16 protein-coding genes are annotated in these 14149 nt (G+C 67.8%); 10 read left to right on the top strand and 6 right to left on the bottom strand.

Annotation, left to right across the window (positions count from 1 at the left end):
- The first annotated feature begins 1 nt into the window (after window position 1).
- A complete protein-coding gene (locus ACQPYM_RS26910) occupies window positions 2-703 on the top strand; it encodes a TetR family transcriptional regulator (protein WP_433005505.1) in 702 nt (233 codons plus the stop codon).
- Here ACQPYM_RS26910 and ACQPYM_RS26905 read toward each other — a convergent pair.
- Together ACQPYM_RS26905 and ACQPYM_RS26900 are read right to left on the bottom strand one after the other, a co-directional pair.
- Window positions 693-1373 (bottom strand): hypothetical protein, encoded by a 681-nt coding sequence (locus ACQPYM_RS26905; protein ID WP_433005502.1) that lies wholly within the window; start codon window positions 1371-1373, stop codon window positions 693-695. The genes ACQPYM_RS26910 and ACQPYM_RS26905 overlap by 11 nt on opposite strands.
- A gap of 160 nt (window positions 1374-1533) precedes the next feature.
- Window positions 1534-2724 (bottom strand): NAD(P)/FAD-dependent oxidoreductase, encoded by a 1191-nt coding sequence (locus tag ACQPYM_RS26900; protein WP_433005499.1) that lies wholly within the window; start codon window positions 2722-2724, stop codon window positions 1534-1536.
- 315 nt (window positions 2725-3039) lie between these two features.
- Between ACQPYM_RS26900 and ACQPYM_RS26895 the strand changes: the two genes are divergently transcribed.
- Complete coding sequence (locus ACQPYM_RS26895; RefSeq protein ID WP_433005496.1) at window positions 3040-4233, top strand: MFS transporter; 1194 nt, start codon at window positions 3040-3042, stop codon at window positions 4231-4233.
- 763 nt (window positions 4234-4996) lie between these two features.
- Here the strand turns inward: ACQPYM_RS26895 and ACQPYM_RS26890 are convergent.
- Window positions 4997-5335: a putative quinol monooxygenase gene (locus ACQPYM_RS26890; protein ID WP_433005493.1), complete on the bottom strand. Its 339-nt coding sequence runs from the start codon at window positions 5333-5335 to the stop codon at window positions 4997-4999.
- A 212-nt stretch (window positions 5336-5547) separates the two neighbouring features.
- Between ACQPYM_RS26890 and ACQPYM_RS26885 the strand changes: the two genes are divergently transcribed.
- The 3 genes from ACQPYM_RS26885 (at window position 5548) to ACQPYM_RS26875 (ending at window position 7847) form a co-directional block, all read left to right on the top strand.
- The gene (locus ACQPYM_RS26885; protein WP_433005490.1) at window positions 5548-6429 is read left to right on the top strand and encodes a GNAT family N-acetyltransferase; all 882 of its coding nucleotides are present in this window, start codon (window positions 5548-5550) and stop codon (window positions 6427-6429) included.
- 18 nt (window positions 6430-6447) lie between these two features.
- Entirely contained in the window at window positions 6448-7476 is a 1029-nt protein-coding gene (locus ACQPYM_RS26880) for a helix-turn-helix transcriptional regulator (RefSeq protein ID WP_433005487.1), read from the top strand.
- A gap of 101 nt (window positions 7477-7577) precedes the next feature.
- Window positions 7578-7847 (top strand): hypothetical protein, encoded by a 270-nt coding sequence (locus ACQPYM_RS26875; protein WP_433005484.1) that lies wholly within the window; start codon window positions 7578-7580, stop codon window positions 7845-7847.
- A gap of 3 nt (window positions 7848-7850) precedes the next feature.
- Here ACQPYM_RS26875 and ACQPYM_RS26870 read toward each other — a convergent pair whose 3' ends face one another.
- Entirely contained in the window at window positions 7851-8483 is a 633-nt protein-coding gene (locus tag ACQPYM_RS26870; RefSeq protein ID WP_433005481.1) for a hypothetical protein, read from the bottom strand.
- A gap of 156 nt (window positions 8484-8639) precedes the next feature.
- Here ACQPYM_RS26870 and ACQPYM_RS26865 point away from each other — a divergent pair, with 156 nt between their 5' ends.
- Both ACQPYM_RS26865 and ACQPYM_RS26860 read left to right on the top strand, forming a co-directional pair.
- Window positions 8640-10604 (top strand): sensor histidine kinase, encoded by a 1965-nt coding sequence (locus ACQPYM_RS26865; RefSeq protein WP_433005478.1) that lies wholly within the window; start codon window positions 8640-8642, stop codon window positions 10602-10604.
- The gene (locus ACQPYM_RS26860) at window positions 10592-11236 is read left to right on the top strand and encodes a LuxR C-terminal-related transcriptional regulator (protein ID WP_433005475.1); all 645 of its coding nucleotides are present in this window, start codon (window positions 10592-10594) and stop codon (window positions 11234-11236) included. Before ACQPYM_RS26865 ends, ACQPYM_RS26860 begins: the two co-directional genes overlap by 13 nt.
- A gap of 8 nt (window positions 11237-11244) precedes the next feature.
- On the opposite strand, the gene ACQPYM_RS26855 is transcribed toward ACQPYM_RS26860, so the two are convergent.
- On the bottom strand, window positions 11245-11373 hold the full coding sequence (locus ACQPYM_RS26855; protein ID WP_433005473.1) for a hypothetical protein: 129 nt from the start codon (window positions 11371-11373) through the stop codon (window positions 11245-11247).
- A gap of 157 nt (window positions 11374-11530) precedes the next feature.
- Here ACQPYM_RS26855 and ACQPYM_RS26850 point away from each other — a divergent pair, with 157 nt between their 5' ends.
- On the top strand, window positions 11531-11884 hold the full coding sequence (locus ACQPYM_RS26850; protein ID WP_433005470.1) for a hypothetical protein: 354 nt from the start codon (window positions 11531-11533) through the stop codon (window positions 11882-11884).
- An 82-nt stretch (window positions 11885-11966) separates the two neighbouring features.
- A complete protein-coding gene (locus tag ACQPYM_RS26845; protein WP_433005467.1) occupies window positions 11967-13010 on the top strand; it encodes a phosphotransferase in 1044 nt (347 codons plus the stop codon).
- A gap of 30 nt (window positions 13011-13040) precedes the next feature.
- Here the strand turns inward: ACQPYM_RS26845 and ACQPYM_RS26840 are convergent, their stop codons facing one another.
- Complete coding sequence (locus ACQPYM_RS26840; RefSeq protein ID WP_433005464.1) at window positions 13041-13415, bottom strand: DUF4267 domain-containing protein; 375 nt, start codon at window positions 13413-13415, stop codon at window positions 13041-13043.
- Window positions 13416-13521: 106 nt separating this feature from the next.
- Between ACQPYM_RS26840 and ACQPYM_RS26835 the strand changes: the two genes are divergently transcribed.
- On the top strand, window positions 13522-14094 hold the full coding sequence (locus ACQPYM_RS26835; RefSeq protein WP_433005461.1) for a TetR/AcrR family transcriptional regulator: 573 nt from the start codon (window positions 13522-13524) through the stop codon (window positions 14092-14094).
- Window positions 14095-14149: the final 55 nt, after the last annotated feature.

The raw sequence follows: 14149 nt of genomic DNA, 5'->3' as shown, positions 1-14149 counted from the left end.
AATGACAGCCGAACGGATTCTGGAGGCGGCCCGCGCGTTGTTCGCCGCCCGCGGTTACCGCGCCACCTCGATGCAGGCCATCGCCGACGACGTGGGAATCACCAAAGCCGCGCTGTACTACCACTTCGACTCCAAGGAGGAGCTCCTCCGCCACCTCACCGTGCCACTGCTGGACGAGCTGGAGGCGGTGCTGGCCGAAGCGGAGTCCAGCGACGACTCCGAGGAGGTCCGGTGGCGGGCGATCGAGGGGTATGTCGATGTCCACCTGCGCCATCGCCACACGCTCGCGATGCTGGTCAAGGACATGACTTTGCTGGTCCAGGCGCCGATCGCCGACCGCTTCCGCACGGCGATTGCCCTGGCCAACGACCTGGTGGCCGGCCCCGGGAGCGGGCTCGAGCAGCGCGTGCGCGCCTGCCAGGTGGTCGCCGGCCTGGCCGACCCGGTCGTGCTGTTCCGCGACGCACCGACCGAACGGCTGCGCCCCCTCATCCTCGACGGTGCCAGGGCGTTGCTGGGGGAGGAGCCCGTACCTCGAGCGCCTGGGCGCGCCCGGGGACGGAAGGGTGGGCGACGCGGCCTCCTCAGCGACGAGCAGGCGGCACAGGCGCGCGCCCTGCACACCGAAGGCCTCAGCGCCGAGGAGATCGCCACCCGCTTCGAAGTCTCCAGAGCAACCATCTACCGCTATCTCAAAATCTAATGATTCCGAGATTTGATTCTGAGACAAGACCCGGCAACGGGATCTGGCCGCCGCGGAGGTAGTGCGAGTAGGCGGAGTCGCGGAGCGGGTGCTGGGTATAGCTGGTGGGGACGACGCGTCCTTCGAGGTCGTCCCAGGTGGTGTCGGCCAGGCGCCAGAACCTGTGCGCCAGTCGGCCGGCCCGGCCGGTGTGTGGTGAGTGCGGATGTGCGCGAGTCGGCGCGACTTGCTCAGCGGCTTGTAGTTGCTCGGCCACCTGGTCGAGGAGCGCAGGTGGCAGTTTCGCGTTGAGTAGCTGGACATATGCGGCTTCGAGCTGTTCGTGCTCTGCTAGCAGCCGGTCGATCTCACGCCAGACGTCGCTGTGCCGGAGATGCTGCGCCCGGCCGTCGCCGTACTGGCGGGCCTTGAGGAATCGCAGCGCGATCTCCAGTTGCCGGACCTGCCGGGCGTACGCCGCGACGTGGCGGCGGCCATCGGGAAGGCGCCGGACATGCGGCAACAACACGTCTCCGGCCGCCGCGAGGTGTTGCGCGGTGATCGCGTAGAACCAGTCGGTCTCATGCCGCCTGTCACTCCGCCCGGCCTCGGGAGCGTGGGCAGGGGCAGCAAGTTCCCGTACGCCGTTGTGCGTCCGGTCCAGCGCCAACTCGAGCATCGACTGCATCATCGCGACCACCTCCTGAGGGCTTTGTCCAACACCCCTAGTTCGCAGCCGACCCGCTCCCGGATGGCCGGACGCCGCGCGGTCTCCCTAGCGCCTGAGCCAGCCGACCGATCCCGTGATCACCGCGACCCGCCGCATGCTGGGGATAGCGGCGAAACCGGCGTCACGCGCTCGGTGCCGACAGGTTCTCGTTCCGGGTTCGTAGCAGGGTGGGCCGGTGTCCACGGTCCGTCGGCCAGTGGTGCGAGCCCGGCTTGTGCGCCTCGGTCACCAGGTGCTTGACGCTGGCGGCGCAGGAGTACTCCTTGAGCTTGCGGCCCATGAACCCGGTGAAGTACAGCCGCTTCGCCGTGTCGTCCTTGTGCAGGAGTTGGAAAATCCCGGCACCGCGGCCGAAACTGAAGCACATGGCCTGGAAAGCCAGGTCGATCGGCGCCGGCTGCTCATCCGCGATCCGGGCCAGCACCGTGTCAGCGGCGTGCGCGCCCAGGCATCCAGCGATGTAGGCACTCATCCGGAACGGCAGGTCCGACGGCGCCGACGCGTCGCCGGCCGCGATGATGCGAGTGCTGTCGATGCTGGTCAGTGTCTCGTCAGTGAGCAGCCGCCCGGCAGTGTCGGTGCGCAACCCGCTGCGCTCGGCCAGATCGGGTACACCGAAACCCGCAGCCCAAATGGTGACCTGACTTGCCAGGGTGCGATCGTCACCGAGTTCCACGGTTCCCGACCTCACCGCGGTGACCGACAGCTCCGGACCTTCGATCACCTCAACGCCCAGTTCGGTCAGGTATTTGCGGGCTGTGCGTCGAGCGCTGGGGTGCAGGTACGGGCCGACGACACCGCCGCAGACCAGCCGGACACTGCGGCCCTGTTCCGCGAGTTCCGCAGCGGTCTCGATACCAACCGGACCGCCCCCGACGACCGTCACCGCAGCCGTCACGGGCGTGTCGAGGAGCACCGACCGCAGCCGCTGCGCGGCTTCCAAAGTCGCTACCGGATAAGCGAATTCGGCCGCACCCGGCACCTGCGGTCCGCCGCTGTGGCTGCCGACGGCGTAGATGAGGTAGTCGAAGCCGATCCTGCCGCCGTCGGCGAGGGTCACGGTGCGCCCGGTCGCGTCGATGTGCGCCACATTGCCGACCAGCAGCTCGACGCTTTCGGCGAGGACCTCCTGGTAGTTGACAACCGCATCGTGGGTCCCGCCCACCAGTTGGTGCAGCCGCAGGCGTGGTACGAAGACCTGACGCGGATTGATCACGGTCACTGTCACGTCGTCACGTTGGCTCACCCGATTGGCCGCCATCACTCCGGCGTAACCACCGCCCACCACGACTACGTCGATGCTCTTGCCCATGAGGTCTCCTTCGATCCGAGAGGGTCGAGAACAAGACACCGCATCGACGACAGCTGTGACAGGCTGCCGGATGACGCCGCGGCGCGGCGCGGCGAAATTCTCTTGCTTGCTTGGGGCAAGTTGCCGAAAGCTGGTCGATGCAGACTCGGGCGCCAAGGTGAGGAGAGGCTCATGAGGAACGGGTTCATGTCCATAATCCCGGTCTACTCGAAGGACATGACCCTTGGTGAGCGCGCTCGATACTCAACGCATCTTCCTCCTCGAACTCTCTAGCATCTCTCCAGGCCGCCGACGTGGCCGGCTCCAGGCCAGCCGATGAACAGTCAGGCCTTGGTCGGTGCCTTTGTTCGCTGGACCTGGATGCGCGCGGTCCTGCACAACGGCTGGTGGCTCGTGGCCAGCGTCTATATGGTCGTCGATGCCGGCCTTTCGGCGTCGCAGATCGTGCTGATCGGTTCTGTGCAAGGGGTCTTCGCCTTGTTGTGTGAGGTGCCGGCGGGCGTCTTCGCCGACACCGTCAGCCGTAAGTGGTCGCTCGTGCTGTCCCAGCTTTTGATGGGTACGGCGATGCTGGCCACCGGTCTTGTCACCTCGTTCCCGCTGCTGATGGCGGCGCAGGTGCTGTACGGCCTGTCCTGGACGTTCGCCAGCGGCGCCGACATCGCCTGGATCACCGACGAACTCGACCAGCCGGATCGCATTGCGGCGGTGTTGTCCCGGGCAGCGCGCGCGCAACTGGCCGGCTCAGCCACCGGCCTCCTTGCGATTGGCGCGCTGGCCTGGGCGACCCGGCGCGATATCGCCGTCGTGGTCGCCGGCTCAGCCATGTTCCTGCTGGCCTTCTACCTGATCGTCCGGTTCAGAGAAGAACGGTTCGTCGCTATTCGCACCGCGCGGTGGTCCACCTCCTGGACCACCTTCAAACGCGGACTCACACTGGTCGGTCGAAGCCGAGAGATCCTGCTGATCTTCCTGGCCACGTTCCTGATCAACGGGGCTGCCGACGCCGGTGGGCGGCTCGCTCCGAAACAGCTGGTCGAGTTGGGGCTGCCCACGACTGCCGATCCCATCGTCTGGTTCACCGGACTCGGCTTCGTCGCGCTCCTCATCGGTACGGCGGCACTGCGCATCGTGGAGAAGCGCGTCGACGGACGTCACGCCCGCCACTCCTACGCGATGGCCGCCGCCATCGGGGCAGTCGGCATGACCCTGTTCGCGTTCGCGCCCGAACCCATCAGTGCCAGTGCCGCGCTGGTGGTCATCTCCGGGATCGCCATCCCGCTGACCCGCATCATCAGCGCCATCTGGGTCAACGCACGGACCACCAGCGAGGTACGCGCCACCACCCACTCCTTCCTCGCCCAGGCCGAGTACCTCGGCGAAGTCACCTGCGGCCTGGTCATCGCCATAGTCGCCAACCTCCTCGGCCTCTCCCTGGCGCTCGGGTGCTGCGCCCTGCTCTTCCTCCTCACCGCGGGCCTCATGCGACACCGACGCAACGGACCGTGAACAAGCTGGTCTGGTCGGTTACCCAAAACGCCGCCCAGATTCGCCATCCGGACAGGCGAAGCACTCTGCGCTTCAAGGGGTGTCGAGCGGGTACTGGCGGGGCTAGGAAGGCCACAGGCGGCTTCGCGTCGGGTATGCGCCCGGCCAGGCCGAGTGCAGCCAAGATCGAGGGCCGGGTCTCGTCTGGTTCCAGGGATTGGCGCTCGGCGCGAAGCACCACAGCACCGGCACCGGGTTGATCAACGCCTCGCCCGATGCCGGGCCGGCCGGCGGCTTCGGTGCTCGCTCCCCCTCCGAGCCCGGAGCCGCTCAGCCATGGGATCTGGCGGCCGGGCCACTACCTTTTGCAACAAGGTGCAATGCAAAGCGAACTGTGCCTAGCCACGTTGAGGCGGGGTAGTGGGAGGCCATGCGTAGTTCTTTGCGGAGCACCCCGACCTGGGTCGCTGGTCTGCTGAGTGCTTTCCTCTTCGGTTCTGGGATGGGGATCTACTCCAAGTACGACGGGGCGAGTACGGGGTTCGCTGTCGTCGGCGGAGTCATCAGCGGATTGTTGTTCGGCGTTGCGATGACGCTGTTATTCCGCAGGGTGGAGCACCTCACGAAGCAGGCTCTGGGGGAGACACCTTCGGACGTGCGAGGGGCGGCGTACCGTGTGCTTCGGCACGGCGCACAGGTGCCCACTGATCCAGAGGTTCGGGTCGCCGCGATCAAACTGGCCGAGCATCAGTTGGCCCTGTTCCTTCGCTGGCGTACCGCTGCGTCAGGTCAGCGGGTGGTAGGTCTTGGCGACCGGAAGGGTGTCTACGAAGGCCTGGAGGTCGGGGGTGATGTCGCCATGCAACTGCAGTGCGGTCATGTCGGCGAGCGCGAAGGCGTTGGCCAGGAGTTGTTCGCAGTGCTGGTTGTGGGCGAACGCCGCGGCGGCGTCGACGTACTCCTCGAGGACGACGAACCGGTCCGGGTCGGCGTCCTGGTACCAGTCGTAGCGAAGGGTGCCGGGCTCGGTCTCGGTGGCCGCCGCGAGCGCCTTGGCCGCGACGACGAAGGCTTCCCGCTTGCCGTCGTGCGCGGTGAACTCGACACGTGAAACCAGGGTCATGGTTGATCTCCATTCGAGGACTCACCCGCAAACCCTATGGCGCCCTCTGTGTGAACCGGACGATCTCCTGTCTACTTCACGACAATGTCAGTTTGTGGACGTACGTTCGCGTCTATGGTGGGCGGCGCCGCTGCGGTTGGCCGCCGACGATCGAGGGAAGCGGTATCGGGTCGTCGGGAACAGCCGCAGCGGCCCGGAGCAGGGAGGTAGCTGTGGTTGGTTCCCGCCAGACGACCGTGATCCGTGCACTGACCCGAACACATCTGGCAGCGTTGGCCGGCGTGGTCGACGCTGATGCGCTGCCCGGTCAACCGGGCTGCCGTGTTGGCGCACTACTCGGCGCAACCGGACTGCGGCCCACGGGCTCGGATTTGCGGACGGGTGCCGCACTGGGCCAGGTCGGGACGGTTCGGGATTGGCAGACGCTGGTCGCCATCAGCGACGAGGTGCTCGGGGCCGTCTGCTTCGGACGCAGCGACGGTGGACGAGTTGGGACGATCAGATGGTTGCATGCACGCGAGGACCCGGCCGTCGTCGCCGACCTGCTGGATCAGGCGCTCGCACGGCTCTCCGGTGGCCGGGTGATCGAGGCATTCGTTGCTGACGGCATCGACCCGCTCGTCGCCGGACTGCCGGACGATCGCGATGCGACCCGGGAGGCCTTGGCGGAGCGAGGATTCACCGGGAAGCAGGCTGGGCGTTTCTTGTACCGCGCACTGCAGGCTCCGCCGGCCGCCGGCGATTCCTGTGCGGTACAAGTGGTTGCTGTCGGCAATGAACGTCGTCTGAGCATCGCCGGGCCGTCCGGTGATCAGGTCGCGAAGGCCACGATCTCGGTGCTGGCGCCAGGACACGGTGTCGTGGACTGGATCGAGGTCCATCCCGCGCATCGCGGCCAAGGACTGGGTGGGCGTCTGCTCAAGGCGTGCCTTCGGTTGATGTACCACCTCGGCGTACGCCATGTAGTCGGACTTCTCGACGACCACAACCTCGATGCCGATGACGGGCACGGCCGGATCGGCGCCCACATCGTCACCTCCCGGGCCGGCTTCGTCACGGGCGCCCACCTGGCGACGTACAGAAGGACACGGTGAGCTGGCTAGGGTGCCGGTATGGGCTACCTGCTTGAGCCGGTCGGGCTGTCGGAGACTGACAACAGAGTGCTCTTGGCGGTGGTGACCGCGCCGCAGGCCACCCCGGCGGAACTGGCCGATCAGCTGGGGATCTCCGCCTCGGGCGTACGGCGAGCGCTCGGGAATCTGGTGGCGGCGGGGCTGGTGACCAAACTGGTCGTGCGACCGCCCCGGTATGTGCCTGCACCGCCGGACGTGGCAGTGGACGCCCTGGTCGCCCGCAGGCAGCAGGAGCTCGAGCAGTTGCGGGCCGATGCCCGTGAACTGGCGACCAGAGTGCGGCAAACGCCCGGGCGGAGTCCGGCCGACCTGTTGGAGGTTCTGGAGGGAAGCGCGGCGATCCAGCAGCAGATGGCGCAGATTCAGCTCGGCGCTCGTGAAGAGGTGCTGATGGTGGATGCCCCGCCGTACATTCACGGCCAACCGGTGCCGAACCTGGAAGAGCTGCAGGCACTCAAGCGAGGAGTGTCGTACCGCTGCGTCTATGAAGGACCGGCGTTGGAACTACCCGGCCATTTCGAGCAGCTGCTCATGTACGTGCGAGCCGGTGAGGAGGCGCGGACCCTGCCCGTGACCGCGATGAAGATGCAGATCGTCGACCGGCGAATCGCGATCCTGCCGCTCTCGCTGGACCCGGCCGAGACCGGGATGCGGCTGCTGGTGCGCGCCTCCCCGCTCCTGGAAGCGCTGGTCCGTTGCTTCGAATCGATGTGGGAGCAGGCCACCCCGGTCGCTGCGATGGCCGGCGACGGGCCGGCTGAACCAGACACGGTCACCCGCAGGGCCCGGGAGCAGAGACGGACCGCGAAAGGACCCAGCGGACTGTCCGATCGCGACCGGCGCCTGTTGACCCTGATGGCTGCCGGAATGAAAGACCGTGTCATCGCCCGGACGATGGGCGTCACCCAGCGAACGATCAGCCGCCAGGTAGCGGAACTGATGGCGGATCTCGGCGCCGAGACCCGCTTCCAGGCCGGCCTGGAAGCAATGCGCCGCGGCTGGCTGTAGCCGGCCCTTGCCGGTCGTTCGACGGTCCGGTGCGTGTGTCGGGGCGCGGCGGGGTACTGGTGCCGGAGGCAACCGTGCGGCGCCGCGAAAGGGGCAGCGCGATGACAGAGGCGAAGACATCCCGTGGCAGTGGCCGGGAATGGACCGATGACGACGTGCGACAACTGCGGGAGTTGGCCGCGGGCAACACCCCGGTCGGTGTGATGAGCGTGCGGCTGAGGCGCAGCGAGGACGCCGTCAGGTCGAAAGCGGAAGCCGAAGGCATCCCGCTCCCGCCGACAAGGCGGCCACCGTACGGCGACAAGTCGGCGGAAGCCGAAGGTATCTCACTCCCGCCGACAAGGCGGCCGCCGTACGGCGACAAGTCGTAGGTGCTAGCGGTCGATTCGGGCGCGGAGGCGGGCGGTCCGGTCGGTCGGTGCTCCGGTGGACTGGGTGTAGACGGCCCAGTAGAGAACGCAGAGGCTGATGCCGTAGATGGTGACGCCCGCGGCGAGGGCGCCGGTGAAGCTCACGCCGATCATCACGAGGGACCACAGGCCGGCGCCGAGCGGGGCATAGCGACGCCACCCGCTCCATCCGCCTGAGCGCAATACCGAGATACCGGCGATGATGAGCCCGGCGGCAGTGAGCGTGACGCCGAGACCGAAGGCGGCTCCGACGACCTGCGGTCCGGTCTCGTCCAGCCGCTGGTCGGCGAACGGGACAGTGGCGAACTCCGCCAGGAAGAAGACGAAAGTCCCGACCAGGGCGAGGGCCGCGCCGACCCGAGCGGCCCGGTGGCTCACGCTCCGGGCGAACGCGAGCATCCCCAGGTACACCAGCAGGTGGAAAGCGGCGAACAGGACGGAGACCGGTACCAGCGCGTCGCTGCTCCAGGGGTAGCTCCACATCTGGTCGGAGACCTCCGAGGCCGGCTGGACCACGGCCGCGACGAACAGGCCGGACCCGGCCGTCAGCGCGCCACCCACCAGTCCGGTGGTGGCAAGTTTGCGAATGTCGTTCATGGTTTCCCTATCTCTCGAAGGTTTCTTCGACGCTAGGTTTCCGCGGCCGCCGGGCGCATCGGCGGCAGCACGACACCTCGGGCAGCGAGACCACGCGACCCGGCGTAAGTGTCAGCACTGTTGGCGGGGACTGCCCGGCGCTGCCACGATGGTGGCGTGGGCGGGAGAAGCCGACGGCCGATCCCGGCCGTGCTGTTCGGAGCGACGGTGATCGTGGAGATCGCCGCCGTCGCCCTGTCCTGGGGACTCGAACCGCAGTACGAAACCGTCCTGTACACCGTTTTCACCCTGGCCTCTGTCGGTGCCGGAACGCTGATCGCCCGGCGTCACCCGGAGAACCCGATCGGCTGGCTGTTCTGCGGATTCGGCCTGCTCAACGCGGTGTTGGCAGAGTTCGCCGAAGGCTGGGGACTTCGGGCCGCGGCCGAGGGCTGGCCGGGCGGTCCGATCGCCGAGTGGAGCACCTATTCGGTGAGCTGGTTGCTGAACGGTTACGGCTGGATCCTGACGTTCGTCCTGTTTCCCACCGGCCGGCTGCTGGACGCGCGGTGGCGAGTTGTGCCGTGGATCGGCGCCTCCGGGATGCTGCTCGCCCTGGCCGGCTGGGCGCTGAGCCCGGATCGTGACCGGGACTTCGCCGGTGGCCGCAATCCGATGGCGGTCGAGTCGCTGCCGACCGGAGTCCTGCTCGCCGTCGGGATGCCGTTGTACCTCGGCGCGCTGATCGCCGCCGCACTGTCCCTGATCGTTCGCTTCCGGCGGGCCGAAGCCTTACAGCGACAGCAACTCAAGTGGTTCGCGCTGGCCGCGGCGGTCGTTGGTGTGTTCCTGCCGCTGAGCTTCGTGCTCTGGTACGTCACACCGCTGGCTGATCTGCTCGCCGCACTGGCCCTGACCGGCCTACCACTCGCGGCGGCCGCGGCGATCCTGCGCTACCGCCTGTACGACATCGACCTGTTCATCAGCCGCACGGTCGCGTACGCCACCCTCACCGTCCTGCTCGGAGCGGCGTACGCCGTCCTGGCCGTTGCCCTCGGCACCTTGTTCGGCCAGGGTTCGGCCTGGGCCACGGCCGCGGCGACGGTGGGGTGCGCGATCCTGTTCCGCCCGTTGCGCGGCCGGATCCAGGACGCGGTCGACCGCCGGTTCAACCGGTCCCGGTACGACGCTCTGCACCGGATGGCCGCCTTCCTCGACGAGGTCCGGGCCGGCCGGCGCACACCCGAGGAGGTGCAGACCGTCCTGCGCGAGATCGTCGCCGATCCCGGTCTGGAGCTCCTTCTCTTCCTGCCGGAGAGCCGCCGGTACGTCGACCTCGCGGGCAGGACCCGGGCCGACGACAGCAGGCACCGCATCGCGATCGAACGCGGTGACCAGCCGATCGGCGTCGTCCAGCACAACAGCCCGGCCGGGTTCGGTCCGGAGCTGCTGCGGCGCGTCGTCGAGGACGGCGGACTGGCGGTCGAGATCGCCCGGCTGCGGGCGGAACTGCGGCTGCAGTTGAGCGAGGTCGAGGCATCCCGGGCCCGGATCGTTGCCGCCGGCCATGCTGAGCGCCGGCGGATCGAACGCGATCTGCACGATGGCGCTCAGCAGCGGCTGGTCTCCATCGGTCTGGCTCTTCGGCACGCCCAGCACCAGTTGGGTTCGGCACCCGCGGCCGCCGGTGCGACCCTCGACGGTGCCGTGGCCGAGGTGAGTGTCGCGATCGGCGAACTGCGGGAACTCGCTCGTGGTCTCCCGCCGACTCAGCTGGACGCCGGTCTCGGGCCGGCCTTCGACGATCTTGCCCGGCGGGCGCCGTTGGCGGTGTCGGTCGAGGTACCTGAGGAGCGGTTCGACGCCGGGGTCGAGGCGGCGACGTATTTCATCTGCTGCGAGGGCCTCACCAATGCGGTCAAGCATGCCAGCGCGACGCGGGTCGATCTCATTGCCCGCCGTCAGCAGCACAGCCTGGTCGTGACGGTGGCGGATGACGGTGTCGGCGGTGCATCCGCCGGTAGCAGTACTGGTCTCACCGGGCTGGCCGATCGGGTCGCGGCCCTCGGCGGGATCTTCCGCATCGACAGCGAGCCCGGTCACGGTACGACGCTCACCGCGGAGCTGCCATGCGGATCGTGATCGCGGAGGACCAGGTGCTGCTGCGGGAAGGGCTGAAGATGCTCTTCGTCGATGGTGGCCATCAGGTGGTCGCGTCGTTGGGCGACGCGGACGGACTGCTCGCGGCCGTGGCGGCGTACCGGCCGGATCTCGTGGTCGCGGACATCCGGATGCCGCCGACGTTCAGCGACGAGGGCACCCGTGCGGCGGAAGCGGTGAAGCGCGCGCACCCCGACATCGGCGTACTGCTGCTGTCCCAGCACATCGAGACGACGCACATTGTCGGTCTCGTGTCGCTGGGCGGATTCGGCTACCTGCTGAAGGATCGGGTGCTCGACGTCGGCGAGTTCCTGGGGTCGGCCGAGCGGGTCGCCCGAGGAGGGTCGGCGCTGGATCCGCAGGTCGTGGCCGGACTGGTTGCGCAGCGTGGGGACAGCGACCCGCTGGCGGCGCTGACCGAGCGGGAACGACAGGTGCTCGAGTTGATGGCCGAAGGACTCACGAACAGCGGGATCGCGCGGCGGCTCTTCCTCAGCGAACGTACGGTCGAAGCACACGTCCGGCATGTGTTCACCAAGCTCGCGTTGCCCGAGTCCGAGGACGGTCACCGTCGCGTACTCGCCGTACTGACACATCTCAGCGTCGCACGATAAGGAGCGCGCTAGCCGGGGAGGTTGCCGGTGGCCATGAAGTGGCGTGCGACGGCGGTCAGGCGCTGGTTGCGGTCCTGGGAAGAGCATCGGATCGCGAGTGCGCCGCGGATCCCGTTGCCGCCGGCTTGGTCAGCCATCCCTCTTCTCCTCCGCACAGGCATGGTTACGGGCCCGGCGCCGGACTCTGGACGCTGACAGTGACGCACTGATAACCACGGACAGTGCTGGAAACTCGGAGGCGTCAGAGGTTCGCGGGGATGCCCGGGCTGCGCCCGCGACAGCCGATACTTGCCCATGATGTTTTCCAGCGACCAATGGCCCCAAGATCCCAGGCTGGATCCGTTCCGCGACGCGGTGTGGGAACTGAGCCGGAACGATCAGGTTGTCGCCCACCTCACGACCCGGGTCATTCGCATGCGCTCTTTCCCCTTTTTCTGGCTGAAGCGCGAGTGGCTCTGGTACCAAGTCAATTGGCTCAATGGTGAGAAGGATCGGCCGCAGGAAGACTACGGTCCGGGCTGGTACGCGGTCGCCGAACTGGAACAGGGCAGATTCAACCCAGACGACGATGACGACGGTCTGGACGCCCGACCGGTCGGGGAGATACAGCGCGGAGAGCTGTGGGCCCGGTACGGCCCCCCTGCCTAGCAGACGGTCACCTGCATTGGCGGCGGCGGGTTGGTTGGAAAACCCGTATGTCTGTAGACCCCTGGCGCATAGGCTCGCGCTCATGACCGACGGCTTAGGGGGTGGCGGGTTCGGGCAGCGTCGGCCTTCTGGGGAGACTCTCGCCGGGGCTGCCGATCCGGTGCTGCGGAGGACGCTGGCGGCTGCTGGTCTGTCGGCAACCGGGCGCTTTGTTTCGAAGGCCGGCTGGGTCAGTCGCGTGTGGGTCGGCGACGAGTACGTCGTACGGCTGAACACCAACGGACAGTTCCGCGATGCGTATCGTCACGAAGCTGCAGTCGTCAGGCTGCTCGCCGGCAGTGAGGTCCCGCACGCCCGGCACCTCGCCCATGGCGACGGCCCGGACGGGCCGTGGTACATCTCCGAACGCCTGCCCGGCCGAACCCTGTACGACGCATGGCCGGCGGCGGACTCGCGCACGCGCCGGGCGATGGTCGAAAGCCTCGGCGCTGCGTTGCGCGCGCTTCACCGCGTTCCTGTCCCGGCCGACCTGCTGCCGCCCTGGCTTGCCGAAGCGCTGGCCGACTCGCTCACCGGCAAGCCGTGGCCCGCGTTCCACCCTCCCGTAGTGAGCGCGACGCTCCAGCAGGTCGAGGCTGCCCGGCGACTACCCAGTCATGACTCGCGCCTGCTCGCGAACGTCGCCGACTGGATCCAGGAGCGGCTCGAGTTGTTCGCCGCCGACGAACCCGTCCTCGTCCATGGTGATCTCCATGGATCCAACGTGATCGTCGACCAAGGACGCGTCACCGGACTCATCGACTTCGCGGAGGCGTTGGCTCAGCCGGCCGATGTCGAGCTCGACACCATCCTGCGCTGGTGCGCGAAGGCGCGAGAGTACCCACCCACACCCGACCTGCAAGGGCTCGATGAGGCCACACTCACGCAGGTCCCTGGATGGCTGCACGGCGCGTATCCGGAGCTGTTCGAGCGCGAGCAGTTGCGCGAGCGGCTGAACTTCTATGACATGTACGTGGAGCTCGCGCTCTACGCACACCACCCCCAGCCTGATGTCCGCGAAGCGGCGCAGTACCGCATTGCCCGCCTGCTTTCCGGCCATAACCATCTAGACGGACTCGTCTGGTAGTAGCCGCCGCCGGCCGGTCAATTGCCGTGCTCAGGCCAGGAGCAGGAGGACGGCGATGACGGCCATGACCGCCGCGGTGGCGAAGTGGACGCCGTACGCCGCCGCGCGGGGTCCCTTGGAACGCACGACGATCAGGCCGTCGAAGACGGGCATCACGGTGGCGGCGAGCATGACCCAGCCGGTGAGCGAGGTGGTGCCGAGCGCGGTCACGACCAGGAGCATGAGTCCGGTGCCGACATCGCGTCCACCTTTCACCGTGAGCCAGTGGTCGAGGACCGGGTCCGGGGCGGTGCCGGGGATGCCGAAGGTGGCGTAGAACTGGGGCTTGAGCATGCCGGTGGTGCCCATGGCGACGACGGCGATTCCGATCAGCGCGGCGAGGACAGCGGCGATGGTGGCGAGCATGGGGGTGGTTCCCTTCGGGAGATTGCTATGAGATCTAGCGTCGCTAGTTTAACGGTCAACGATAGACCGTCGGTGACAAGAAATCTAGCAGTGCTAGAATCACGGGGTGACTGCCACTGAACGCCGTGAACGGCAACGCGCCGAACGCCACCGGCTGATCATCACCGCCGCCCGTGAACTCGCCGAGGCCGAAGGCTGGGAGACCGTGACCACCCGCCGGCTCGCAGACAAGGTCGAGTACAGCCAACCGGTCCTTTACGGCCACTTCGCGAACATGGAGGCCATCCGCGACGCCGTCGCCCTCGAGGGCATCGGCGAGCTGGCCGAGCTCCTTCGGGAGGCGCGCCTCGCCGCCGCCGAGCACGAGGCCATCCGCGCGATCTGCACCGCGTACCTGGAGTTCGCCGCCGCGCACCCGGCCGCATATCAGGCCATGTTCTCCTTGCCCACCAGCATGAAATCGGCCAGCGATGAGACCCCGGCCCCGCTGCGCGCCGCCTTCAACGAGATGGTGAGCGCGTTCGGCCCGGTCAACGACCGGAACGCGGCCCTCGCCGAGCTGATCTGGGGTTCGCTCCACGGCATGGCGGTGCTGCTACGCAGCGGCCGGATTCCGCCGTCCGCACAGGAGCAGCGCCTCAACCTGCTCGTAGCCCTCTTCGCCAACGCCCCTGCGTGAGCCGTTCGTGTACTGCCTAGGGCAACCCTGGCACCGTGGGCAGGCTTGCGCCCGA

Source organism: Kribbella sp. CA-294648, from assembly GCF_050943845.1.
GTDB lineage: Bacteria > Actinomycetota > Actinomycetes > Propionibacteriales > Kribbellaceae > Kribbella.
This window is presented reverse-complemented; position numbering and strand designations above follow the sequence as displayed.

Excerpts from the sequence above, each read along its gene's own strand:
- ACQPYM_RS26910 (WP_433005505.1), top strand. The coding sequence starts at position 2 with ATGACAGCCGAACGGATTCTGGAGGCGGCCCGCGCGTTGTTCGCCGCC.
- ACQPYM_RS26905 (WP_433005502.1), bottom strand. The coding sequence starts at position 1,373 with ATGATGCAGTCGATGCTCGAGTTGGCGCTGGACCGGACGCACAACGGC.
- ACQPYM_RS26900 (WP_433005499.1), bottom strand. The coding sequence starts at position 2,724 with ATGGGCAAGAGCATCGACGTAGTCGTGGTGGGCGGTGGTTACGCCGGA.
- ACQPYM_RS26895 (WP_433005496.1), top strand. The coding sequence starts at position 3,040 with ATGAACAGTCAGGCCTTGGTCGGTGCCTTTGTTCGCTGGACCTGGATG.
- ACQPYM_RS26890 (WP_433005493.1), bottom strand. The coding sequence starts at position 5,335 with ATGACCCTGGTTTCACGTGTCGAGTTCACCGCGCACGACGGCAAGCGG.
- ACQPYM_RS26880 (WP_433005487.1), top strand. The coding sequence starts at position 6,448 with ATGGGCTACCTGCTTGAGCCGGTCGGGCTGTCGGAGACTGACAACAGA.
- ACQPYM_RS26875 (WP_433005484.1), top strand. The coding sequence starts at position 7,578 with ATGACAGAGGCGAAGACATCCCGTGGCAGTGGCCGGGAATGGACCGAT.
- ACQPYM_RS26870 (WP_433005481.1), bottom strand. The coding sequence starts at position 8,483 with ATGAACGACATTCGCAAACTTGCCACCACCGGACTGGTGGGTGGCGCG.
- ACQPYM_RS26860 (WP_433005475.1), top strand. The coding sequence starts at position 10,592 with ATGCGGATCGTGATCGCGGAGGACCAGGTGCTGCTGCGGGAAGGGCTG.
- ACQPYM_RS26855 (WP_433005473.1), bottom strand. The coding sequence starts at position 11,373 with ATGGCTGACCAAGCCGGCGGCAACGGGATCCGCGGCGCACTCGCGATC.
- ACQPYM_RS26850 (WP_433005470.1), top strand. The coding sequence starts at position 11,531 with ATGATGTTTTCCAGCGACCAATGGCCCCAAGATCCCAGGCTGGATCCG.
- ACQPYM_RS26845 (WP_433005467.1), top strand. The coding sequence starts at position 11,967 with ATGACCGACGGCTTAGGGGGTGGCGGGTTCGGGCAGCGTCGGCCTTCT.
- ACQPYM_RS26840 (WP_433005464.1), bottom strand. The coding sequence starts at position 13,415 with ATGCTCGCCACCATCGCCGCTGTCCTCGCCGCGCTGATCGGAATCGCC.